The sequence below is a fragment of the Saccharopolyspora sp. NPDC045839 genome, assembly GCF_056431645.1.
Map to the genome: position 1 here is coordinate 70,101 of NZ_JBWKKH010000009.1, position 23,650 is coordinate 93,750.

The 23,650-nt window shown below is 71.2% G+C and carries 18 protein-coding genes; 11 read left to right on the forward strand and 7 right to left on the reverse strand.

Features of this window, described 5'->3' with window-relative positions:
• Nucleotides 1-177: 177 nt before the first annotated feature.
• Nucleotides 178-1,317, reverse strand: a complete 1,140-nt coding sequence (locus AC07EQ_RS15195) for an Mrp/NBP35 family ATP-binding protein (RefSeq protein WP_478388557.1) — start codon at nucleotides 1,315-1,317, stop codon at nucleotides 178-180.
• 275 nt (nucleotides 1,318-1,592) lie between these two features.
• On the opposite strand from AC07EQ_RS15195, the gene AC07EQ_RS15200 reads away from it, so the two are divergent.
• Both AC07EQ_RS15200 and AC07EQ_RS15205 read left to right on the forward strand, forming a co-directional pair.
• Entirely contained in the window at nucleotides 1,593-2,039 is a 447-nt protein-coding gene (locus AC07EQ_RS15200) for a MarR family winged helix-turn-helix transcriptional regulator (protein ID WP_478388722.1), read from the forward strand.
• Between the two features lie 4 nt (nucleotides 2,040-2,043).
• Entirely contained in the window at nucleotides 2,044-2,460 is a 417-nt protein-coding gene (locus tag AC07EQ_RS15205) for an NUDIX hydrolase (protein WP_478388558.1), read from the forward strand.
• Nucleotides 2,461-2,518: 58 nt separating this feature from the next.
• Here the strand turns inward: AC07EQ_RS15205 and AC07EQ_RS15210 are convergent, their stop codons facing one another.
• Together AC07EQ_RS15210 and AC07EQ_RS15215 are read right to left on the reverse strand one after the other, a co-directional pair.
• Entirely contained in the window at nucleotides 2,519-3,037 is a 519-nt protein-coding gene (locus tag AC07EQ_RS15210) for a DUF1003 domain-containing protein (RefSeq protein WP_478388559.1), read from the reverse strand.
• Nucleotides 3,037-4,335: a magnesium transporter MgtE N-terminal domain-containing protein gene (locus AC07EQ_RS15215; RefSeq protein ID WP_478388560.1), complete on the reverse strand. Its 1,299-nt coding sequence runs from the start codon at nucleotides 4,333-4,335 to the stop codon at nucleotides 3,037-3,039. The genes AC07EQ_RS15210 and AC07EQ_RS15215 overlap by 1 nt, the downstream gene beginning before the upstream one ends.
• A 133-nt stretch (nucleotides 4,336-4,468) precedes the next feature.
• Between AC07EQ_RS15215 and AC07EQ_RS15220 the strand changes: the two genes are divergently transcribed.
• Entirely contained in the window at nucleotides 4,469-5,425 is a 957-nt protein-coding gene (locus tag AC07EQ_RS15220) for an HpcH/HpaI aldolase/citrate lyase family protein (protein WP_478388561.1), read from the forward strand.
• A 405-nt stretch (nucleotides 5,426-5,830) separates the two neighbouring features.
• Nucleotides 5,831-9,382 carry a patatin-like protein gene (locus AC07EQ_RS15225; protein ID WP_478388562.1) on the forward strand — a complete coding sequence of 1,184 codons (3,552 nt, stop codon included), beginning with the start codon at nucleotides 5,831-5,833 and terminating at the stop codon, nucleotides 9,380-9,382.
• Between the two features lie 276 nt (nucleotides 9,383-9,658).
• Here the strand turns inward: AC07EQ_RS15225 and narI are convergent, their stop codons facing one another.
• The 4 genes from narI to AC07EQ_RS15245 are packed head-to-tail and all read right to left on the reverse strand — an operon-like array spanning nucleotide 9,659 to nucleotide 16,437.
• Nucleotides 9,659-10,435, reverse strand: a complete 777-nt coding sequence (narI, locus tag AC07EQ_RS15230) for a respiratory nitrate reductase subunit gamma (RefSeq protein ID WP_478388563.1) — start codon at nucleotides 10,433-10,435, stop codon at nucleotides 9,659-9,661.
• Nucleotides 10,432-11,082, reverse strand: a complete 651-nt coding sequence (narJ, locus tag AC07EQ_RS15235; RefSeq protein ID WP_478388564.1) for a nitrate reductase molybdenum cofactor assembly chaperone — start codon at nucleotides 11,080-11,082, stop codon at nucleotides 10,432-10,434. Before narJ ends, narI begins: the two co-directional genes overlap by 4 nt.
• Nucleotides 11,082-12,731, reverse strand: coding sequence for a nitrate reductase subunit beta (gene narH / locus AC07EQ_RS15240; protein ID WP_478388565.1), 1,650 nt, complete (start codon nucleotides 12,729-12,731; stop codon nucleotides 11,082-11,084). Before narH ends, narJ begins: the two co-directional genes overlap by 1 nt.
• 25 nt (nucleotides 12,732-12,756) lie before the next feature.
• Nucleotides 12,757-16,437 (reverse strand): nitrate reductase subunit alpha, encoded by a 3,681-nt coding sequence (locus AC07EQ_RS15245; protein ID WP_478388566.1) that lies wholly within the window; start codon nucleotides 16,435-16,437, stop codon nucleotides 12,757-12,759.
• A gap of 163 nt (nucleotides 16,438-16,600) precedes the next feature.
• Here AC07EQ_RS15245 and AC07EQ_RS15250 point away from each other — a divergent pair, with 163 nt between their 5' ends.
• The 7 genes from AC07EQ_RS15250 to AC07EQ_RS15280 all read left to right on the forward strand — a co-directional run bounded on the left by AC07EQ_RS15250 (nucleotide 16,601) and on the right by AC07EQ_RS15280 (nucleotide 23,587).
• Complete coding sequence (locus AC07EQ_RS15250; RefSeq protein WP_478388567.1) at nucleotides 16,601-17,812, forward strand: MFS transporter; 1,212 nt, start codon at nucleotides 16,601-16,603, stop codon at nucleotides 17,810-17,812.
• Between the two features lie 153 nt (nucleotides 17,813-17,965).
• On the forward strand, nucleotides 17,966-18,487 hold the full coding sequence (locus AC07EQ_RS15255) for a general stress protein (protein WP_358581887.1): 522 nt from the start codon (nucleotides 17,966-17,968) through the stop codon (nucleotides 18,485-18,487).
• Nucleotides 18,488-18,646: 159 nt separating this feature from the next.
• Complete coding sequence (locus AC07EQ_RS15260) at nucleotides 18,647-19,117, forward strand: hypothetical protein (RefSeq protein WP_478388568.1); 471 nt, start codon at nucleotides 18,647-18,649, stop codon at nucleotides 19,115-19,117.
• Between the two features lie 253 nt (nucleotides 19,118-19,370).
• Nucleotides 19,371-20,627, forward strand: a complete 1,257-nt coding sequence (locus tag AC07EQ_RS15265; RefSeq protein WP_478388569.1) for an ABC transporter substrate-binding protein — start codon at nucleotides 19,371-19,373, stop codon at nucleotides 20,625-20,627.
• Nucleotides 20,627-21,565 (forward strand): carbohydrate ABC transporter permease, encoded by a 939-nt coding sequence (locus AC07EQ_RS15270; RefSeq protein ID WP_478388570.1) that lies wholly within the window; start codon nucleotides 20,627-20,629, stop codon nucleotides 21,563-21,565. Before AC07EQ_RS15265 ends, AC07EQ_RS15270 begins: the two co-directional genes overlap by 1 nt.
• Nucleotides 21,565-22,410 (forward strand): carbohydrate ABC transporter permease, encoded by an 846-nt coding sequence (locus AC07EQ_RS15275; protein ID WP_478388571.1) that lies wholly within the window; start codon nucleotides 21,565-21,567, stop codon nucleotides 22,408-22,410. The genes AC07EQ_RS15270 and AC07EQ_RS15275 overlap by 1 nt, the downstream gene beginning before the upstream one ends.
• 4 nt (nucleotides 22,411-22,414) lie before the next feature.
• Nucleotides 22,415-23,587, forward strand: coding sequence for an ABC transporter ATP-binding protein (locus AC07EQ_RS15280; RefSeq protein ID WP_478388572.1), 1,173 nt, complete (start codon nucleotides 22,415-22,417; stop codon nucleotides 23,585-23,587).
• Nucleotides 23,588-23,650: the final 63 nt, after the last annotated feature.

The window sequence follows — 23,650 nt, forward strand, 5'->3', positions numbered from 1 at the left end:
CGCCTCTCGAGGTGTCGGCCCTCTCTCGACCTCGACCTCGACCTCGACCTCGACCTCGACCTCGACCTCGACCTCGACCTCGACCGGAGTACCCCCGATGGGGTGATGATCCGCAATTTCAATGGAAATCGGATCTTCGATTTCCATTGAAATTGCGGAACGACGTCGGCCGGAGCGTCAGGCGGGCGAGACGGAGAGGAGCTTGCCCGCGAGGCCGCGGGCCCGGGTGGACAGGCGCTTGGCGATGTCGTTGAGGACCACCGCCGCGGGCGAGTCGGGGGCTTCCAGGACCAGCGGGGTGCCGTTGTCGCCGGCTTCGCGTAGGCGCGGGTCCAGCGGCACCTGGCCGAGCAGCGGCACGTCCGAGCCGATCGAGCGGCTCAGCGACTCCGCGACCAGCCGGCCGCCGCCGGAGCCGAAGACCTCCATGCGCTGGCCGTCCGGCAGCTCCATCCAGGACATGTTCTCCACCACGCCGGCCAGCCGCTGCCGCGTCTGCATGGCGATCGCCCCGGCCCGCTCCGCGACCTCGGCCGCGGCCTGCTGCGGGGTGGTGACGACCAGGATCTCCGCGTTCGGGATCAGCTGGGCGGTGGACAGTGCCACGTCACCCGTGCCGGGCGGCAGGTCGAGCAGCAGGACGTCCAGGTCGCCCCAGAAGACGTCGGACAGGAACTGCTGCAGCGCGCGGTGCAGCATCGGCCCGCGCCAGACCACCGGGGTGTTGCCGGGGGTGAACATGCCGATGGAGATGACCTTCACGCCGTGCGCCTGCGGCGGCATGATCATCTTCTCCACCTGGGTGGGCTTGCCGCCCGCGCCCAGCATCCGCGGCACCGAGTGGCCGTAGATGTCGGCGTCGACCACGCCGACCGACAGGCCGCGCTTGGCCATCGCCACCGCGAGGTTGACCGTCACGCTGGACTTGCCGACCCCGCCCTTGCCGGATGCCACGCAGTAGACGCGCGTCATCGAGCCGGGCTCGGCGAACGGGATGCGCGGTTCCTCGGCGCTGCCGCGGAGCATCTTGCGCAGCTCGGTGCGCTGCTCGTCGCTCATCACGTCGAGCTCGACCTGCACCGAGGCGACGCCTTCGACGGCGGACACGGCATCGGTCACCCGCCGCGTGATCGTTTCCCGCATCGGGCAGCCCTGGACCGTCAGGTACACCTCGACCGCAACATCGCCGTCGGGGCCGATGGACACGCTCTTGACCATGCCCAGGTCGGTGATCGGCCGGCGGATCTCCGGGTCCTCGACCTGGCTGAGGGCCTTCCGGACGGCGTCCTCGGTGGGCGCGGACTGCGTACTGGTCACGGTTACCTCGGCAAGCTGTTGCGGACGTGGTCGGTGGTCGCTTCGCTGGGCGCCAGCCTCGAAGGCTCTCACACCCCGTTGTTGACAATCCCATGCTACGGACCGGTAGCCCGGCGCGGACAGGGCTGCGGGCCGTGGCATCGCGCTGGTCAGTGGGGCGGACGGGACAGAACGCGATTCTTGTTCGGGGGCGCTGCGCAGTCAGGCGAACGCGGTCCGTAATATCAATCTTCGTGGCCGAGACGGCTCTTGATCGATTACCGACTCGAAGTGAATTGTTGGCGTACCGCAGTTTCCTCCGCGCGCACGCCAGGGTCACGCGCTGCCTGGAGGGCGACCTGATCGCCGAGCAACGGCTCACGCTCGCCGCCTACGACGTCCTCGAAGCGCTGGCAGAATCCCCGGAGCAGCGGCTCCGGATGACCGAACTCGCGGATGTCGTGCTGCTGTCGCGCTCCGGCGTGACCAGGCTCGTGGACCGCCTCGAACGGCTCGGGCTGGTGCGTCGCGTCCGGGTCGATTCGGACGGGCGCGGGGTCCAGGCCGTGATCACCGAACGTGGCGAAGCACGGTTGCAGCTGGCGGCGTCGACGCATCGCACCGGCGTGGCGCGGTACTTCCTGTCCGCCACCGCGGGGGAGCTGGAGGCGCTGATGCGCACCTGCGAGCGGCTGGCCGACGGGGGTGTGCCGTCGCCGCCGGGGCAGCGTGCGCAAGCATGAGGGCGTGCACGATGCGAACCCCACGGCTCCCGAACGACTGATCCGCGCGGTCGGCCTGGTGCGGTTCGTGGACCGGCGGTTGCTGCTGGTCCGCGCCGACTACCAGGCCGCGTTCTACCTGCCCGGCGGCAAGATCGACCCGGGCGAGACCGAGGTGCAGGCGCTGCACCGGGAGGTGCGGGAGGAGCTCGGTGTCGGTCTGGTGGGGGCGGACTTCCTCGGCCGCTACGTCACCGACGCGGTCGGGCAGGGAGACGGGGTGCAGGTCGAGCTCAGCTGCTACACGGGCGAGCTGGACGGTGCCCCGGAGCCGGCGGCCGAGATCGCGGAGCTCGCCTGGTGCACCCGCGAGGAGTACGCGGCCCACGAGGTCACGGCTCCGGCGATCGTCGCCCTCTTCGCCGACCTCGACCCGGCCTGATCCCGGTTTTCGCCTCGGCGGGATCCCGATTTTGCCTAAAATTGGGAAATCCTGGGTGTCAGGCGTCTCCGTGGGCTGTGCGGGCTCGGCGCTTCTCCGCCTCGCTCTTCAGGCCCGGGAGCTCTTCGCGGAGCCGGTCCAGTTCGCTGCGCAGGTAGTCGCGGGTGGCGACCTCGCCGACCGCCAGGCGCAGCGCGGCGAGCTCGCGGGCCAGGTAGTCCGTGTCCGCCTTGGTCTGGGCCGCCCGCGCCCGGTCTTCCTCCAGCGAGACCCGGTCCCGGTCGTCCTGGCGGTTCTGCGCGAGCAGGATCAGCGGCGCGGCGTACGAGGCCTGGGTGGAGAAGGCCAGGTTGAGCAGGATGAACGGGTACGGGTCCCACTGCAGCCCGACCGCGAACAGGTTCACCGCGATCCAGGCGATCACGAACACGGTCATCCAGAACAGGAACTTGCCGGTGCCGAGGAACCGGGCGATCCGCTCCGAGACCTGTCCGAAGAGCTCCGGGTCGAAGGAGACCGTGAACCGGTGCGGCGGGCGGGGCTGGTCGAGTCGACGGCGGGTCAGCAGTTCGGGCATCAGTGCGCCTCCCGGTTCGTCGGCCGGTCGGTGGGGCCGGGCTCCGGTCCGGGAAGCCCGCTCTCCCGCCAGTTCTCCGGCAGCAGGTGGTCGAGCACGTCGTCGACGGTGACCGCGCCGATGAGGTGTTCCTCGTCGTCCAGCACCGGCCCGCACACCAGGTTGTAGGCGGCGAAGTAGCGGGTGACGTCGGTCAGCGAGGCGCTGGCCGGGAGGCTCGCCAGGTCGGTGTCCAGCGCGCCGGCGACCAGGGTCGACGGTGGCTCGCGGAGCAGCCGCTGGATGTGCACGCAGCCCAGGTAGCGGCCGGTCGGCGTGGCCGACGGCGGGCGGCAGACGAACACCAGGCTGGCCAGCGCCACCGGCAGGTCGGGGTTGCGCGCCATCGCCAGCGCCTCGGCGATGGTCGCGTCCGGCCCGACCACGATCGGCTCCGGCGTCATCAGGCCGCCCGCGGTGTCGGACGAGTACGCCATCAGCCGCTTGACCGGCGCGGATTCCTCCGGCGCCATCAGCCCGAGCAGCCGTTCCGTGTCCACTTCGGACAGTTCGGCGAGCAGGTCGGCGGCGTCGTCCGGGTTCATCGCCTCCAGCACGTCCGCCGCGCGCTCGTCGTCCAGGTGTTCCAGCAGGTCCTTCTGGTCTTCCTCGGGCAGTTCCTCGACGACGTCGGCGAGCCGCTCGTCGTCCAGCGCCTCGGCCACCTCGTAGCGGCGCTTGGTCGGCAGCTCGTGCAGGGTGCTCGCGACGTCGACGGCGCGCATCGTGTCGAACATGGCGAGCAGCTGCTGCACGCCCTGCGGCTTGCCGGTCAGCTCCGCGACCGCCAGACCGGTGACCTGGCCCCAGTCCAGCACCTGCGTCGGGCCGCGCCGGCCGAGCCGCCCGGTGCGCTCCCGGACCGCGAGCTTGGCCAGCTGCCAGTCGCGGGTGCGGATCTGCTCCATCGCGACGTCCACCAGGACCGCGGGCGCATGGGTGGAGTCGATGACGACCCGGGCGTCCAGCAGCTGGCCGAGCACCAGGAGCTCGTTGGGGCGCTGGTGGAAGTGCCGCAGGTTCACCGTGCCGGTCGCCAGCGTCACCGCGCTCGGCTCGACCCGGGTGACCCGCAGCATGGGTACGAAGATCCGGCGCCGGGTGGGCAGCTCGACGACCAGGCCGAGGACGCGCGGCGGCTGCCGCCGGACGCTGAGCCCCGCGACGACGTCGCGCACCCGGCCGATCGATTCGCCGTCGGGCCCGAACACCGACAAGCCGGCCATCCGGGCCGCGAAAACCCTGGTCGCGGCTGCCACGTGGCTCAGGCTATGCACTCTTCCGGTCGCCCGCCGCCCGAAGATCGGCCCTGTGCCGCCGGGCACTTGTCCGGTTCCGGCGGTGGGGTGCGTGGTACACACGCAACGACTCGCGAGGCCAGAGGAGGACAACGTGGACGGTCGACGTGCCCGGCGGAGCTGCCTGGCGGTGCCGGGCTCCAGCGCGAAGATGATCGACAAGGCGCGCGGGCTGGCCGCCGACCAGTTCTTCCTGGACCTCGAGGACGCGGTCGCGCCGCTGGCGAAGGCCGAGGCGCGGGACCGGATCGTCGGCGCGCTCAACGAGGGCGGCTGGGGCGAGAAGATCCGCTCGGTGCGGGTCAACGCGCTGGACACCGAGTGGACCTACCAGGACGTCGTGACCGTCGTGGAGGGCGCGGGCGCCGAGCTCGACTCGATCGTCCTGCCGAAGGTGAGCACCCCGGAGCACGTGCGCTGGCTGGACCTGACGCTGACGCAGATCGAGCGCGCCACCGGGCTGGAGGTCGGCCGGATCGGCATCGAGCCGCAGATCGAGGACGCCCGCGGCCTGGTCGAGGTGGACGCGATCGCCGCCGCCTCGCCGCGGGTGACGGCGCTGGTCTACGGGCCTGCCGACTTCATGGCGTCGATCAACATGCGGTCGCTGGTCGTCGGTCACCAGCCGCCCGGCTACGACGTCGGCGACGCCTACCACTACATCCTGATGCGCATCCTGGTCGCGGCCCGCGCGGCCGGGGTGCAGGCGATCGACGGGCCGTACCTGCAGATCAAGGACGTCGACGGGCTGCGTGCGGTGGGCGGCAGGTCGGCGGCGCTGGGCTTCGACGGCAAGTGGGTGCTGCACCCGGCCCAGGTGGACGCGGTCAACGAGCTCTTCTCGCCGCGGCAGGAGGATTACGACCACGCCGAGAACATCCTGGACGCCTACGAGTGGCACACCTCGGCGGCCGGCGGGAAGCGCGGCGCGGCGATGCTGGGCGACGAGATGATCGACGAGGCGTCCCGGAAGATGGCGCTGGTGATCTCGGGCAAGGGCCGCGCGGCGGGCATGACCCGGACCGATCGCTGGACCCCACCGGAATCCTGATCGCGGCGGCGCCGGTCGCGAGCGCCGCTTTCACGCGAAAGCGTCGTTCGGTAGGCGTGTGGGCGCCGTTTTCGCGCGAAACCGGCGTTCGGTAGGCGGGGCGGGCGCCGGTTTCGCGCGAAAACGCCACCACAACTCGAACGCGCGACCCTCGAATGGCTTTGCTGCTTCAGCGGCGTGAGCCCGCCTGTCGCCGCCACTCCCGAACAGTCGCTGTGGCGATGCGAAGTGCTCGCGATCCCGCGCCTGCCGGGGAGGCGCCTGGCGGGTGGTGGTGATGCGCCGTCCGGGGCTCGGTGCGGTGGCGGACGGGTTGAGTTCGCTTGTTGGAGATCGGCCGTGGCGGCAGTCGCGGTAGGTTCCGGGTGAGATCCGCAGGCGTCGATCGAGAGGGCGGGCTCCGAGGTGGCCACCGCGGCAGCGGAGAACGAGCAGGAACTGCGCTTGGCGCTGGCCATGCGCGGCGGCGCGAGCATGGCCGTGTGGATCGGCGGCGCGGTCGCCGAGATCAACCGGCTCCGCGAGGCCGTGGCGGATTCGCGGGCACCGGCGGACGACGATTCGACGGGCACCCATCCGTGGGCGTCGCTGGCGAAGCTGTCCGGCTACGACGCGGTCGCGGTCGACGTGCTCGCCGGGGCCTCGGCCGGCGGCCTCAACGCGACGTTGCTGTCCGCGACGCTGGTCTACGGGATGCCCTTCGACCGGATGCGCGAGGTGTGGGTGCGGTTGGGGGACGTGGAGGCCATGTCCCGGCCGGTGCCGAAGTTCTGGCAGCACCGCCCGCCGTCGCTGTTGGAGGGCGACCGCTACTTCCGCGCCGAGCTCGCCGAGGTCATCACCGACAACGTGCCCGCGGCGGCGGAGCACCCCGGCAACCGCGCCGACCTGCTGCTGACCGCCACCCTGCTGGACCCGATCTTGGAGCGGCGCTTCGACGGCCGGTCCGGGCCGATGCTGCAGGAGCGGCGCACCGCGTCGTTCCGGTTCCGGCACCAGGGCAGGGCGGGCGATCCGCTGTCGGACTTCGGCGCGGGCGACGATTTCGCGCCCACCGTGCTGCGGCTCGCCCACGCCGCCCGCTCGACGTCGTCGTTCCCGTTCGCCTTCGAGCCCGCGCAGGTGCGCTCGTCGCTCGGCGAACCACCGGACGGCGAGCCGAACATGATCGGGCTGTTCTCCGAAACGGTCGCCGATCCGCTGCTCCCGCCGTTCCGGGTGATCGACGGCGGCGTGCTGGACAACATCCCGGTGACGGCGGCGATCGATGCGATCTCGGCCGCGCCGGCGAACCGGCCGACGCACCGGTGGCTGCTCTACCTGAACCCGGATCCCGTTGCCTCGCGCGAACAACGCCGCGAGCCCGGGTTCGCCGTGCCGGTGACCGCGACGGCCCTGCGGACCCGGCTGTCCCAGGAATCGCTGCTCGCGGACCTCGACGCGCTGGACGAGCACAACCGCTTGGTCGCGCGAACCGCCTTGCGTCGCAAGGCTTTGTACGCGCCGCTGCGGGCCGCGCCGGATGCCGAGCGGGCGGCGGTGCTGGCGCAGCAGGTCGGCGCGGTCCTGCCCGATCACGCGGTGGTTCGCGCGGAGCTGGACGCCCAGGCGGTGTACCGGCTGCTCACCGAGCCCGCGGGCGTCGAGGACGGCAAGCTGCTGCCGCCGGTGGTCGGGGATCCGCTGGCGGAGTGGTCGGCGCAGGCGAGAACGCAGCTCGCGCACCGGCTGTCGGCCGGGCTCGGCAGCGACGCCACCACGCGCGTCTTCGACGATGCGCGCGGCCTGCTCACCGCTGTGCAGGAATGCCTCGGCTGGGCTTGGGACATCGAGCGCTGGGCGCCGGAGAGCCGCGAGATCGGGCGCTGCAAGTCCGTGCTCTACCGGCTGCGGAGCTTCGGCGAGGTGCTGGAGGGGCACGCCGACCAGTACTGGATCAACGGCGCGAAGCTGGAACCGATCGTCGAGACGACCGAGCTCGACGAGTGGGTGCAGCGCGTGCAGCGCCGTCGCACCAGGCTGCAGCACGCCTTGCCGTCCCCGATCCAGCCGCTGCTGGGCGAGGTGTTGCGTGCGATCGAGGCGGGCGAGGACTTCCACGACGACCTCGCCGAGTTCGCCCGCGAACTCATGTCCATTGTGGAATCGTCCGGTGCGGACGCGGTCCCGGACGCCGCCGGGGTGGACGCGGTCGCGGAGGCGCACGCGGTGCTGCACCGGGTCGCCGACCGGCTGGCCGCGGCAGCCCCGCCCCGCGAGCGGATCGACGAGCCCCAGCAGCTCGGCTACGCGCTGCTGGAGCGCAGCGATCGGCGGGCAGAGACGTTGCGGCAGCTGGTGGTGCTCACCGCGCCGCTGGACGTCGGGCGCGTCCCGGGATCGCGGATCAACCTGCTGCGCGTGGTCAGCGACGAGCAGAGCCCGCTGCCGTTCGACGCCCTGCGGCGCGGCGAGGACGTGCCGCTGCGGATCGCCGACAAGATCCGCGGTCTGGACGTGGGCAACTTCGGCGCGTTCCTGTCCGCGAAGTGGCGGGCGAACGACTGGATGTGGGGGCGGATGGACTCCGCCGCCGCGCTGGTCAGGTTGCTCGCCGACCCGACTCGGCTGGCCCGGCGCCACAGCGGCTCGGAGGAGCTCGGCGACGCGCTGCAGGCGATCGTCTCCCGCCCGACGACGGCGGAGCTCGGGGAGCTCGACGAGGAGCAGGCCAAGCAGTGGCGCGGATTCCTCGCCGAGGTGTGGGCGCGCCACGCGGGCGAGGTGCGCGCCGAGCTCGACGCGCTGTTCGCCGCCCCGGACGACGAGCATTCGCTGACCGAGACCCAGCGGCTGCTCACCGAACGTCTGCAGTGGACTATCGCGGCGGAGGAGATCCCCTTCGTCCAAACCGTTTCTTCCGGGGCCGACCCGGAAAGCGGTGCCGAGCCGCCGGTGCCCGCGCCCGCGCAGCTGTCCGGCCAGGTGGAGCGCTACGACGTCGGCCGCCAGCGGTTCGCCGACCTCGGCGAGCCGCGGGCGCTGTCGATGGCGACGCGCTTCGGGCTGCTCGCCTACCGGGCCGTCCGCCCCTCCGGGCGCGGCGTGCTGCCCTGGCTGGGGCGTCGGGCGATGACGCTGATCAAGCCGCTGCTGATGGCGGTCGTGTACGCCGTCGCCGCGCCGCGCCGCGCCGCGTTGCTGGGCTTCCTGGCGGCGAGCGCTGTGGCGTTCACCGGCGTCGGGATGGGGGCGATGCCCGGGACGCAGGTCCTGTCCGCCGAGCAGCACGACTCGGCGTTCGAGAGCTCGTTCGTCGTATCGGACGGCCCCTACTCGCCGGGTTCGGCGGAATCGCCGATGCGCGCCCTGGCCGTGGCCTGCTCGGATTCCGGCACCGGCGTGGACGTCGGGTGCGCGGACGGCTTCGGCTGGTTCGGCGGCGTGCCCGGGAACTGGCTGGTCGTGGCCGACCTTTCGGGCACGTCCTTCGGGCCCGGCGCGTTGCCGGCGATGCTGTTCGCCGCGGTCTTCGCCGTGTGGTCGGGGTGGCGCCTGGTGCACCGCTTCGGTCGCGGCTTGGCGCGCTGGCTGCCCACGGTGTTCATCGCGGTGGTGCTGATGGCGGCCGAGTTCTGGCTGTTCACCACCGGATTCCGGCTCGGCCCCCTCGGGCTTGCGCTGGTCGCGGCGCTGCTGACCTGGCCCGCAGCGGTGGCCTACCGCACCGCCGCCCGCGTCGGTGCGTCGGTGCTGACGCTGCTGGTGTTCGTCGGAATCCTGTGGTCGTACGAGCCGAACGCCTTCAGCGGCGGAGGCTGGATCGTCCTGGCGACGGGCCTCACCGCCTACGCCCACATGATCCTGGTCGGCACCGTCGACGTCCTCGCGCCGCGGCCCAGGCGACGTGCCGGTTTCGCGCCGAAGGCGGCGCCGCGGGCGAAGGCGCCCCGGGCCGAGGTTTCCGATCCGGCCTGAGCGGGGTCGGGTTTCAGTGAGCGTTTTTCATCCTGGTCGGCCCGCAGCCGCGGGCCGCAAAGCCGCACGTCGGTGGGGTGTCGCATGCGCCGCAGGCGCATAGCCCACCTGCGACGCTTGCGCCGCCGCGGGTTCTCAGCGTTCGCCTGGCGAGGACGGCCCAGCCGCCGTGTATTGGCATACATAAGGCTGGGCACCCACAGACCAGGCGGACGCTGTAACTCCCGCAGGGGGGCCGCTACCCGCACCGCAATGCAAAACGAGGTTGGAAAAACCTCAGTGCTTCCGGGTCGGGCGCGGGGCGTCGTGCTTGCCGCGGCGCTGGCCGGGCACCCCGACGGGCTCCCAGCCGCGGCGGGGTCGCGCCTCGGCCCGGCTGCGGTAGACGACGTAGGGCCGGAACAGGTAGCGCACCGCGGCGAAACCGCTGAAGGCGTGCACCAGCCGGGTGAACGGGAACAGCGCGAACAGCAGCATCCCCACCAGGATGTGCGCCTTGAACGGCCAGGGCACGTCCACCATCAGCGCCACGTCGGGCTGCAGGACGAAGATGCTGCGGAACCACGGCGAGATCGTGGCGCGGTAGTCGTAGCCCTCGGTGATGCCGTTGGCCAGCACCGTGGTCAGCAACCCGAGCACGATCGCCCCGACCAGCACCAGGTACATCGCCTTGTCGTTGACGGTCGTCGCGGAGAACACCGGGCCGTTGCGGCGCCGCCGGTAGATCAGCAGCGCGACCCCCACCAGCGTGCAGATGCCGGCCAGCGCGCCGAGGCCGACCGCCACCAGGTGGTAGAGGAGCTCGGAGACGCCGAGCGCGGCGGTCCAGGACTCCGGGATCAGCAGCCCGATCGCGTGGCCGACGATCACCACCAGCAGTCCGAAGTGGAACAGGGGGCTGGCGAACCGCAGCAGCCGCGATTCGAGCAGCTGCGAGGACCGGGTGGTCCAGCCGAGCCGGTCGTACCGGAAGCGCCAGATCGAGCCGACCAGCAGGACCGCGATCGTCACGTACGGCGCGGCGCCCCACAGCAGCACGTCCCAGGTGCTCATCGGCGGACTCCCGTCTCCTCGGTTTCGGGGCTGCTGGTGGGGAAGGGCAGCAACGGCCCCGCCATGCCCACGGATTCCTGGGGCGGCCCGGTCGCGGCGATGCGCTCGGCCGCCCGCAGCACCGCCGGCGTCGGCGCGGGCAACGTGGCCAGCACGGCGTCGACCCCGCGCGCGTACACCGTGCCCTGGCCGTGCAGGGCCTCGGCCAGCAGCGCGAGCCCGGCGTGGTGGTTGACCAGCAGCGCGGTGCCCAGTTCCTGATCGGTCGTGGCCGCGAACTCCAGCACCACCGTGAGGTGGTCGGGCAGCTCGTCGTCGGGCGGCAGCACGCCGGCGGACCGGTAGATGCGCTTGAAGTCCGCGATGGCGCGCCCCCGGTTGCGGGTGTCGCCGGTCGACCAGTAGCTCAGGTACTGGCAGCAGCGCCGCCGCAGGTCGAAGGTCTCGACGTAGTGCTGCTGCGCCGCCAGCAGCGGCTTCGCGTCCAGGTGGTCGAGCAGTTCGCGGAGCGGCGCGCCGTACTGCGCCGGGAGTTCCGCACCGGCCTCCCGCAGCTGCGGCAGCAGCGCGCGCAGCGGCTCGTCCGGATAGGCCAGCAGGTATGCCGCGATGCGGTGCGTGAGAGCGCGGGAGCGGTCGAAGCCCATCAGCTGTCCTCGTCGTTGCGCGGGAACAGGCCCTCGGGCGTGCCGCGCCCGTCCCAGTTGAGCAGGTTCACGCGGCGCGAGCCGTCCGGCGCGGTGAAGTGCTCCGCGCTCTGCCGCTGCTTGAGCAGGTGGAAGTTCTCCACCGACATCGGCACCGGTTGGCCGGAGGACTCCCCGAACGGCCCCGACGCGTACATGCCCGGCCCGCCCTCGTAGTCCAGCGAGCAGCCGGGCTCGTCGAGCTGTCCCGCGAGTTCGGCGTGCGCCTGCGGGATCACGTAGCGCTCCTCGTACTTCGCCAGCGCGAGCAGCCGGTACATCCGCTGGACCTGCTCGACGTCGAGCCCGGCGGCCTCCGGGATGGCCGGGTTCGGCGGGCGGCCGAGGTTGATGTCGCGCATGTACGAGCGCATCGCGCCCAGCTTGCGCAGCGACTCGGTCACCGGCCGCACGTCGCCCGCGGTGAACAGTTCCGCCAGGTACTCGACGGGGATCCGCAGGGCGTCGATGGCGCCGAAGATGTTGCCCACGTCCTCGCCGTCGTGGCCGGTCTCCGCCAGCTTGTCCACCACCGGCGACAGCGGCGGGACGTACCAGACCATCGGCATGGTGCGGAACTCCGGATGCAGCGGCAGCGCCACCCGGAAGTCCTTGATGAGCGCGTGGACCGGGGAGCGTTGCGCGGCGTCGATCCAGTCCGGCGGGATGCCGGCGCGGCGCGCCGCGGTGAGCACCTCCGGGTCGTTCGGGTCGAGCAGCACCTCCAGGTGCGCCGGGTACAGCTGGTGCTCGTCGTCCACCGACGCCGCTTCGAGCACGCGGTCGGCGTCGTAGAGCACCACCCCGAGGTAGCGCAGGCGGCCCACGCAGGTCTCCGAGCACACCGTAGGGAGCCCGACCTCCATCCGCGGGTAGCAGAGCGTGCACTTCTCGGCCTTGCCGGTGCGGTGGTTGAAGTACACCTTCTTGTACGGGCAGCCGGTGACGCACATCCGCCAGCCCCGGCACTGCTCCTGGTCGACGAGCACGATGCCGTCCTCGGACCGCTTGTACATCGCGCCCGACGGGCAGGACGCGACGCAGGACGGGTTGAGGCAGTGCTCGCAGATCCGCGGCAGGAAGAACATGAAGGTCTCTTCGAAGGACTGCTTGACCTCGTCGGAGAGCTTGCGCAGCACCGGGTCCTGCCGCGTGAGCTCCGGCGAGCCGGCCAGGCTGTCGTCCCAGTTGGCGCTCCAGGAGATCTTCGTCGGCTCGCCGGAGATCAGCGACCGGGGCCGGGCCACCGGCGTCTGGTCGCTCAGCGGCGCGGAGATCAGGTTGTCGTAGTCGTAGGTCCAGGGCTCGTAGTAGTCCTGGATGGCGGGCAGCTTCGGGTTGGCGAACAGCGACAGCAGCCGCTTGAACCGCCCGCCGCCGCGCAGCTTCAACCGGCCGCCGCGGGTCAGCCGCCACCCGCCGCGCCACCGCTGCTGGTCCTCGTAGGTGCGCGGATATCCCTGCCCGGGGCGGGTTTCCACGTTGTTGAACCAGACGTACTCGACGCCGCCGCGGTTGGTCCACGCCTGCTTGCAGGTGACCGAGCAGGTGTGGCAGCCGATGCACTTGTCCAGGTTCATCACCATCGCCAGCTGTGCCATCACGCGCATCAGTACTCCTCCTCGACGCTCCGCGTCAGTACTCCACCGTCTGGCTCCGGCGGCGGATGACCGTGACCTCGTCGCGCTGGTTCCCGGTCGGGCCCAGGTAGTTGAACGCGAAGGACAGCTGGGCGTAGCCGCCGATGAGGTGGGTGGGCTTGAGCAGCAGCCGGGTCAGCGAGTTGTGGATCCCGCCGCGCAGCCCGGAGATCTCGGACTTCGGCACGTCCACCACCCGGTCCTTGGCGTGGTACATGTACACCGTTCCCCGCGGCATCTTCTGCGACACCACGGCCCGCGCGACGACCACGCCGTTGCGGTTGACCGCCTCGATCCAGTCGTTGTCGCGCACCCCGATCAGCTCCGCGTCGGCCGGGCTCATCCACAGGTCCGGTCCGCCGCGCGACAGCGCGAGCATCAGCAGGTTGTCCTGGTACTCGGAGTGGATCGACCACTTCGAGTGCGGCGTCAGGTAGCGCACCGAGACCGCGGTACCGCCGGCTTCCTCGGGCTCGCCGAACAACCGGTGCATGTTCAGCGGCGGCCGGTACACCGGCAGCGCCTCGCCGAGCTCCTGCATCCAGTCGTGGTCCAGGTAGAAGTGCTGGCGGCCGGTCAGGGTGTGCCAGGGCTTGAGGCGTTCGACGTTGATCGCGAATGCGGTGTAGCGGCGGCCGCCGTGCTCGCTGCCGCTCCATTCGGGCGAGGTGATCACCGGCACCGGGCGCGCCTGCGTGTCGGCGAAGGTGACCTGCTTGCCCTCGTTGTCCAGCGCCAGGTCGGCCAGCCGGACGCCGGTGCGCTCCTCCAGCACCCGGAAGCCGGCGACCGCGATCCGGCCGTTGGTCGTGCCGGACAGCGCGAGGATCGCCTCGCACGCGTCCACGTCCCGCGCCAGCGACGGCCGCCCGGCGGCGACCCCGTCCTGCACGGTGCCGTTGCTGCGCCGCAGCCGCTCGACCTCCTGGTCCGGGATGACCGTCCAGCCCTTGTTGCCCACGCCGAGCCGGTCCACCAGCGGCCCGAGGGCGGCCATCTTCTCCGCCACCGCCGGGTAGTCGCGCCGCACCACGATCAGCTTCGGCATCGTGACGCCCGGAACCGGGTCCACCTCGTCGCGGCCCCAGTCCCGCACCACGCCGCCGGGCGTCGCGAGCTCGTCCGGGGTGTCGTGCAGCAGCGGCGCGGCGACCAGGTCCTCGCGGATGCCCAGGTGCGTCGCGGCGAGCTCGGAGAACTTGCGGGCCACGGCGTGGAATGCGGCGAAGTCGCTGCGGGTCTGCCACGGCGGCGCGATCGCCGGGGTGAACGCGTGGACGAACGGGTGCATGTCCGTCGAGGACAGGTCGTGCTTCTCGTACCAGGTGGCGGCGGGCAGCAGCACGTCGCTGCACAGGCCGGTGCTGGTCATCCGGAAGTCCAGCGATACCAGCAGGTCCAGCTTTCCCTCCGGCGCCTTCGGATGCCACCGGACGTCGTGCGGCCGCCGGTTCGGCGGGGCTTCCTCGGCCCGCAGCGCGGAATCGGTGCCGAGCAGGTGCTTCAGGAAGTACTCGTTGCCCTTCGCCGACGAGCCCAGCAGGTTCGCCCGCCACACCGTGACGATCCGCGGCCAGTTCTGCTCGGCGTCCGGGTCGGTGCAGGCGAAGCGCAGCCGCCCGGCGCGCAGCTCGTCGATCACGTGGTCGGCGGGCTCCATCCCGGCCGCGCGGGCCGAATCCACCAGGTCGAGCGGGTTGCGGTCGAACGTCGGGTACGACGGCATCCAGCCCATCCGCGCCGACCGGGCGATGCAGTCGGCCATCGCCGCGCCCCACAACCGGCCCGGGCCGAGCGGGTGGATCAGCTCGTCGGCGCCCAGCGCGTCGTAGCGCCACTGGTCGGTGGCGAGGTACCAGAACGCGGTGCCGATCATCTGGCGCGGTGGCCGCGCCCAGTCCAGCGCCCCGGCCAGCTGCGCCCAACCGGTGACCGGGCGGCACTTCTCCTGGCCGACGTAGTGCGCCCAGCCGCCGCCGTTGACCCCCTGGCAACCGGTCAGCGTCACCAGCGCCAGGAACGCCCGGTAGATCGTGTCGGAGTGGAACCAGTGGTTGGTGCCCGCGCCCATCAGGATCATCGACCGGCCGCCGGATTCCTCGGCGTTGCGGGCGAATTCGCGGGCCACCCGGGTCACCTGCGCGGCGGGCACCCCGGTGATCTCCTCCTGCCACGCCGGGGTGTGCGGCTTCGGGTCGTCGAGGCCGCTCGGCCAGTCCCCGGGCAGTCCCGGCCGGGCCACCCCGTAGTTGGCCAGCACCAGGTCGAACACCGTGGTCACCAGGCGGTCCCCGACGCGGATCGCCGGGACGCCGCGGCGCAGCCGGGCCCCGCGCTCGTCGGGCACGTCGAACCTCGGCAGCTCCACCGCGACCGGCTCGGCGGCGGCGTGGCCGAGCAGGCTCAGCTGCGGTCGCACCTCGCCGAGATCCAGGTTCCAGCGGCCGGTTTCCCCTTCGCCGAAGCGGAATCCCAGGCTTCCGCCGGGCACGTGCTCGCGGCCGGTGCGCTCGTCGACGAGCACCGGCTTGAACCGGTCGTGATCGCCGGGCGCGCCGAGATCGGCCGCGGTGAGGAACTTGTCCGGCACCAGCGCCGCGCCGTTGTCCCGCAACGAAACCAGGAACGGCAGGTCGGTGTAGCGGCGCACGTAGTCGGCGAAGCGCGGTGCCTGCCGCTGCACGAAGAAGTCCCGCAGGATCACGTGCCCCATGGCCATCGCCAGCGCGCCGTCGGTGCCCGGCTGCGGCGACAGCCAGGTGTCGGCGAACTTCACGTTGTCGGCGTAGTCCGGCGACACCACCACGACCTTCTGGCCGCGGTACCGCGCCTCGGTCATGAAGTGCGCGTCCGGGGTGCGGGTCACCGGGACGTTGGAACCCCACATCATCAGGTACGCGGAGTTCCACCAGTCCGCGGACTCGGGCACGTCGGTCTGGTCGCCGAACACCTGCGGCGAGGCGACCGGCAGGTCGGCGTACCAGTCGTAGAACGACAGCATGGTGCCGCCGATCAGCGAGATGAACCGAGCGCCCGCGGCGTGCGAGACCATCGACATCGCCGGGATCGGGGAGAACCCGGCGATCCGGTCCGGGCCGTGCCTGCGGATGGTGTGCACGTGCGCGGCGGCGACGAGCTCCACGACCTCGTCCCAGTCGGCCCGCACCAGCCCGCCCTTGCCGCGCGCCCGCTGGTAGCTCCGCCGCGCCTCCGGATCGTCCATGATGGACTGCCAGGCGAGCACCGGGTCGCCGGTGGCGGCCTTGGCCCGCCGGTACAGCTCCAGCAGCACCCCGCGCACGTACGGGTAGCGCAGCCGGGTGGGCGAGTAGGTGTACCAGGAGAACGCCGCCCCGCGCGGGCAGCCGCGCGGCTCGTACTCCGGCGAATCCGGGCCGGCGGAGGGGTAGTCGGTCTGCTGCGCCTCCCAGGTGATGATCCCGTCCTTGACGTAGACCTGCCACGAGCACGAGCCGGTGCAGTTCACGCCGTGCGTGGAGCGGACCACCTTGTCGTGGCTCCAGCGGTCCCGGTAGAAGACGTCGCCGTCGCGCCCGCCGACGAGCTCGATGCTGCGCAGATCGGCCGAGACCTTGCCGGGGGACAGCAGCTTGCGGGTTCTCAGCAGGAGGTCGGACACCGGTCCATCGGTGCCCGCATCCGGGCGGTTCGCCATCGGCTGGCTCCTTCGCGGGGCTGTCGTCGGTGGCCGAGGTGGCTGCGCGTTTCGAGTCGCAGCCCGTGGTCGAGACACGCAAACTCGACGATTGGGCCGATCGGAGGGATGTGCAACTCGGCGGGACGCATCCGATCGGCGCAGGCGAGCGGAGGTGTCAGCCGTGGTCAGTCATCCCGCGCCGGCCTTCGCCGGGTTCGCGGTCGCGTCGGCGAGGAAGTGGGTCGTCCTGGCGGTCTCGACGCTCGCCTTCATGATCAACTTCTGGGCGTGGGCGCTGCTCAGCCCGCTGGCGCCGGGCATCGGCCAGCGGCTGGGGCTGGCGCCGTTCACCCAGGCGATCCTGGTGGCGCTGCCGGTGATCATCGGCTCCGTCGGCCGCATCCCGGTCGGCTCGCTCACCGACCGCCACGGCGCCCGGCCGATGTTCACCCTGATCAGCCTGCTGACGATCATCCCGGTGCTGCTGGTCGGGCTGTTCCCCGATTCGCTGCCGGTGCTGATGATCGGCGGCGTGCTGCTCGGCCTCGGCGGCACCACCTTCGCCGTCGGCGTCCCGGCGGTCAACGCCTGGTTCCCGCCCCAGAACCGCGGCATGGCGCTCGGCGTCTTCGGCGTCGGCACCGGTGGCACGGCGATCGCCTCGTTCACCACGCTGCCGCTGACCGCCGCGTTCGGGCAGCTGGCGCCGTTCCTGGTCGTGTCGGTGGCGCTGGTCGTGGTGGCGGTGCTGGCGTGGACGCTGCTCGGCGATCCGGCCGGTCGAGTGGTGCCGCCGGGTTCGGCGTTCCACCGCACCGTGGAAACCCTGCGGCTGGCGGCGACCTGGGAGCTGTCGGTGCTGTACGCGCTGACCTTCGGCGGGTTCGTGGCGTTCAGCGTCTACCTGCCCACCTACCTCAAGTCCGCCTACGACCTCAGCGCGAGCGACGCCTCGATGCGCACGGCGGGATTCGTGGTGCTGGCCGTGGTGGCCCGGCCGATCGGCGGCTGGCTCTGCGACCGCGTGCACCCGGCCGACGTGCTCGGCACCGCCTGCTCGCTCGCCGTGGCGTTCGCGGCCCTGGCGGCCTTCGAACTGCCGCTGGTCCCGTTCGGCACGATCGCCTTCCTCGGGCTGGCCGCGGTGCTCGGGGCCGGCGCGGGTGCGGTGTTCGCGCTGGTCGCCAAGCTGGCGCCGCCCGACGAGGTCGGCGCGGTGACCGGCCTGGTGGGTGCCGCGGGCGGCCTGGGCGGATTCTTCCCGCCGCTGGTGATGGGCGCGATCTACGGCACGGCGGGCGACTACACCTGGGGCCTCGTGCTCCTGGCGCTGGCCGCGCTGGGGTGCGCGGCGCTGACGTTCGCGGTCGTCCGGCGGGAGGCGGCCCGGTGACCGGTCTGCGGATGCGCGGAACCGCTCGGATGGACATGATCTCCGGGAGACTCCACGGGGTAGCCTGATGGGGGAGGGGACAATACGCCGGAATCGGGCTCGCCCGGCTCCCGCGGTCCCCGTCATGGCAGCAATCCAACGGAGGTGTCAGCGGTGTCCAATCCGTTCACCGGCTCCGGCCGGTCGGCGCCGGGCACACCCAACCTGCCCACCCCGCCGAGCGGCTGGCCGATCGGTTCCTACGGCACCTACGAAGAGGCGCAGCGCGCCGTCGACCACCTGGCGGACAGCGACTTCCCGGTCCAGGAGGTGACCATCGTCGGCGTCGACCTGATGCTCGTCGAGCGCGTCACCGGCCGGCTCACCTGGGGTCGGGTGCTGGGCGGGGGCGCGGCCTCCGGAGCCTGGTTCGGCCTGTTCGTCGGCCTGATCCTGGGCCTGTTCACGCCGCAGGGCAGCTGGTTCGGCCCGGTGCTGGTCGGTCTGGGCGCGGGTATCGTGTTCGGGCTGGTCTCCGCGGCGGTCGGCTACGCCTCGACCCGCGGTCGCCGGGACTTCTCCTCGGCCAGCCAGCTGGTCGCGGGCCGCTACGACGTGCTGGCCCAGCCGCGGCACGCGGAACAGGGCCGGGACCTGCTCGCCAAACTCGCCATGCGCCCGCCATCGACGCAGTGATCGTGAGTGGTCTGGCAGGGCCGCTCACGACTTCCGGCGGACCCCAGGACCCGTGAGGGGCCTGGGGTCCGCCTCTTTCGGGGACTTCCCTCTCCGGAGGGAGGCGGTTCGTTCCTCGGCGGGAAGATCGGCGAGGCGCGCATCGCGAGCATTCGAGGCATGAAACGACAGACCGCCGCAGCCCTGATCGCATGTGCGGGCGCTCTCGCGTACACCGCCTCGAAAGTCGTTCTCGCGATTCGCGCGGAACTCGGCATCCACGGGTTCCCCGCCCCGCCGCCGTCGTACATCGCTTGGCAACCCGAGCAGATCGCGCTCGCGCAGTTGGGCAATGCGGCCGTCGGGCTGGTCACCGCGATCTGCGCCCTGCTGCTCGCATGGCGCACCCTCGCGAAGGCCGCGGTCGTCCGTTGGATGCTCGTCGCGGTGTCGTGGCTCGGCGTCGCGGTGATGGCAGCGGGCGTGATCGGGTTCTCGCTGCGCGCCTTCGGCATCGTGCCGGCCCTCGGGCCGCCCGCGGCCGGTTGGTCCACGTACGCGGCGCTCGCGGTCGGAGCGGTCTGGGTGGTCGCGTGGGCCATCGCGACCACTGGGTTCGCCAGGGCTCGATGGCTGCGCACCAGCCGTTGAGGCGGCGATGCCAGCGTTCGGGCCAGACGACTGCCTACGATTACCGCATTGGGATGTGGCCTTTGGCGCAGCGCTCCGACGTCCCTTTTTGCCCACATTCACGTATTAGCAACAAGGGGCACGCTGCCCTTGCCTTGACTGATCAAGACGCCTAGCTTGCCAACACCGGCTCACCGCCGGTGGTGGCAGGCGACGAAGCGTGGGCACCCCAGTGCCGGGTCGCGGCTGCGACCGGCAACTGGAAGGACCGACCGTGAGAGTTCGCCGCACCCGTGCAGCGGCAGTGCTGGGCGCGTCGCTGGTGTGCGCGTCCGCGCTGACCGCCTGCGCACCGGCCTCCGGCGCGAACACCGTGAACCTCTACAGCGCGCCCGAGGAGAACCTGCAGCAGAACGTGGACCGCTGCAACGCCGAGTCAGGCGGGCGGTACCAGATCGTCTACCACAAGCTGCCCCGCGACGCCGATGGCCAGCGCGAGCAGATGGTGCGCCGGCTGGCCGCCGGCGACACCGGCATGGACATCCTCTACCTGGACGTCTCCTGGACCGGCGAGTTCGCCGAGGCCAAGTGGATCCGGGAGTGGACCGGCCAGAACAAGGCGGAAGCCGAGCGCGACACGCTGCGGGGGCCGCTGGAGACGGCCACCTGGGAGGGCAAGCTCTACGCGGCGCCGAAGAACACCAACGTGCAGCTGCTCTGGTACCGCAAGGACCTGGTGCCCGAGCCGCCGAAGACGTGGGGCGAGATGATCTCGACCGCCCAGCGCCTGAAGCAGGAGGGCAAGCCGCACTGGATCTCGCTCACCGGCGCGCAGTACGAGGGCCTGTACGTGCACTTCAACACGCTCGTGCAGTCGGCGGGCGGGCACATCATCTCCGATGACGGCAAGCGCGCCGTGATCGACGAGGGCGCGGTGCAGGCGTTGCAGGCGCTGCGCGACCTCGGCACGGCGGGCGTCACCAGCCCGTCGATGAACAACGCCAAGGAGGACGACGCCCGGCAGGAGTTCGAGACCGGCCAGGCCGCCTTCCAGCTGAACTGGCCGTTCGTCTACCCGTCGATGCAGGAGAACAAGCCCGAGCTGGCGGGCAACGTCGGCTGGGCGCGACTGCCCGGCCTGCAGCCGGGGGTGCCGAGCAAGTCCACCATCGGCGGCGCCAACTACGCGGTCAGCAGCTACTCGACCAAGCCGGACCTGGCCTTCGAGGCGACGAAGTGCCTGCGCAGCCCGGAGAACCAGAAGTTCTCCGCCATCAACGACGGCGTGCCGCCCACGATCGAGTCCGTCTACTCGGATCCCGAGGTCGCCGCCGAATACCCGATGCGGGACACCATCCTGGAAGCGCTCAAGGACCCGGGCGTGCGACCGGTGACGCCGGCCGCGCAGAACGTCTCCACGGTGTTGTCCAACATGCTCGCCCCGATCGCGGAGATCGACCCGCGGAGCACCGCGGATCGGATGCGCGCCGAGGTGCAGAACGCCTTGGATTCCAAGGGAGTGATGCCGTGATGGCGCAGACGAGTCAAAAGGACCCCGTCGCGGTGTCCAGCGGCAAGGGAGCGATCAGCGAGGGCAAGAAGGCCGAACGCAAGCTCGGCTGGCTGCTGTGCGCCCCGGCCGCGCTGGTGATGCTCGCCGTCACCGGCTGGCCGATCCTCTACGCGCTGTGGCTGTCGTTCCAGCGCTTCGACCTCAAGTACCCGGACCAGCGCGAGTTCGTCGGGCTGGACAACTACATCACGGTGCTCGGCAACGGCTACTGGTGGAGCGCGTTCTGGGTGACGATCCTGGTCACCGTCGTCTCGGTGGCGATCGAGTTCGCCCTCGGCATGGGGCTCGCGCTGGTCATGCACCGGGCGCTGGTCGGCCGCGGCCTGGTGCGCACCGTGACCCTCATCCCGTACGGCATCGTCACCGTCGTCGCGGCCTTCAGCTGGCGCTACGCGTGGACGCCCGACACCGGCTACCTGGCCAACGCGATCACGCCGGGCGGCGCGCCGCTGACCGAGCACGCCAGCGCGCTGGCCATCGTGATCCTGGCGGAGATCTGGAAGACCACGCCGTTCATGGCGCTGCTGCTGATGGCGGGTCTGGCACTGGTGCCCGACGACCTGCTCAAGGCGGCGGCGATGGACGGCGCCGGGCCGTGGCAGCGGTTCGTGAAGGTGATGCTGCCGGTGATGAAGCCGGCCATCCTGGTCGCGCTGCTGTTCCGCACCCTCGACGCGTTCCGCGTCTTCGACAACATCGTGGTGCTCACCTCCGGTGCGCAAGACACCTCGTCGGTGTCCGTGCTCGCCTACAACAACCTGATCAAGGGCCTGAACCTGGGCATCGGCTCGACCATGTCGGTCCTGATCTTCATCGCGGTCGCGATCATCGCGTGGATGTTCGTGAAGCTCTTCGGCGCGGCCGCGCCCGGTAGCGACGACAAGGGGAGGCGCTGATGGCCGGCGTCGGCGGGGCCGAGACCCCCGCGCGGAAGACCAAGTGGGGGCTGCTCAACATCATCGTGCTGGTGTACGCGCTGGTGCCGGTGCTGTGGATCCTGTCGCTGTCGTTCAAGACGCCGGCGACGCTCTCCGACGGCAACCTGATCCCGCGCGAGTGGACCCTGGAGAACTACGCGGCGATCTTCGCCACCAGCGAGTTCACCCGCGCGCTGCTGAACTCGATCGGCATCGCGCTGATCGCGACCGCCATCGCCGTGGTGCTGGGCACCATGGCCGCCTACGCGATCGCCCGGCTGGACTTCCCCGGCAAGCGGGTGCTGGTCGGCGCCTCGCTGCTGATCGCGATGTTCCCGCAGGTGTCGCTGGTGTCGCCGCTGTTCGAGATCGAGCGGGCGCTGGGCCTGTTCGACACCTGGCCGGGGCTGATCCTGCCGTACATCACCTTCTCGCTGCCGCTGGCCATCTACACGCTGTCGGCGTTCTTCCGGGAGATCCCGTGGGAGCTGGAGAAGGCGGCCAAGATGGACGGCGCCACGCCGGGGCAGGCCTTCGCGAAGGTGATCGCGCCGCTGGCCGCGCCAGGCGTGTTCACCACCGCCATCCTGGTGTTCATCTTCTGCTGGAACGACTTCCTGTTCGCGATCTCGCTGACCTCGACGGAGAACTCCCGCACCGCGCCGGTGGCGCTGCAGTTCTTCACCGGCGACTCGCAGTTCGAGGACCCGACGGGGTCGATCTCCGCGGCCGCGGTGGTGATCACCATTCCGATCATCGTGTTCGTGCTGTTCTTCCAGCGTCGCATCGTGTCCGGACTGACCTCCGGCGCAGTGAAGGGGTAACCAAGTGGCCGAGATCGTGCTGGACAAGGTGACCAAGCGCTACCCGGACGGGGCGCTGGCGGTCAACGAGGTGAACCTGGAGATCGCGGACGGCGAGTTCGTGATCCTGGTCGGCCCCTCCGGCTGCGGGAAGTCCACCACGCTGAACATGATCGCGGGGCTGGAGGACATCAGCGGCGGCGAACTGCGCATCGGCGGGGAGCGGATGAACGAGCGCGCGCCCAAGGACCGCGACATCGCCATGGTGTTCCAGTCCTACGCGCTGTACCCGCACATGACGGTGTTCGAGAACATGGCGTTCCCGCTGCGGCTGGCCAAGGTGGATTCGGCGACGGTGCGGCAGAAGGTCGAGGAGGCCGCCAAGATCCTCGATCTCACCAAGCACCTGGACCGCAAGCCCGCGAACCTCTCCGGCGGGCAGCGGCAGCGGGTCGCGATGGGGCGGGCGATCGTGCGCAGCCCCAAGGCGTTCCTGATGGACGAGCCACTGTCCAATTTGGACGCGAAGCTGCGGGTGCAGATGCGGACCTCGGTGTCGAAGCTGCAGAAGCGGCTGGGCACCACGACGGTCTACGTCACGCACGACCAGACCGAGGCGATGACCCTCGGCGACCGGGTCGTGGTCCTGCGCGGCGGCGTGGTGCAGCAGGTCGGCGCGCCGCAAAACCTCTACGAGCACCCGGCGAACCTGTTCGTCGCGGGCTTCATCGGCTCGCCCGCGATGAACTTCGTGCCGGTCGAGGTGGCCGACGGCGTGCTGCGCGGCCCGCTGGGCGACATCCCGCTGAGCGACCGGATCCGCACCGCGCTGGAGTCCGCGGACGCACCGCGCGAACTGGTGCTGGGCATTCGCCCGGAGCACTTCGAGGACGCGGCGCTGCTCGACGACTCGGCCCGCGCAGCGGGCGGGACGTTCACCGGCGAGGTGGACGTGGTGGAGGAGATGGGCTCGGACAAGTACGTGTACTTCACCCTCCACGGTGGACGGGCGAGCACGGCGGAGCTGGACGAGCTGGCGGCCGACAGCGGCAGCACCGAGGTGCCCACGGCCGAGGGCCAGGTGGTCACCCGCCTCTCGGTCGAATCGGCGGCGAGGGAGAGCCGGCCCCTGACGGTCTGGTTCGACCCGGACAAGATCCACCTCTTCGACCCGGCCACAGGCCGAACCCTCACCTGACCCCACCCGACCCCACCCGACCGAGGTGCGTCACCCGACGGGGTTGGTTTTGCCGCAATTTCA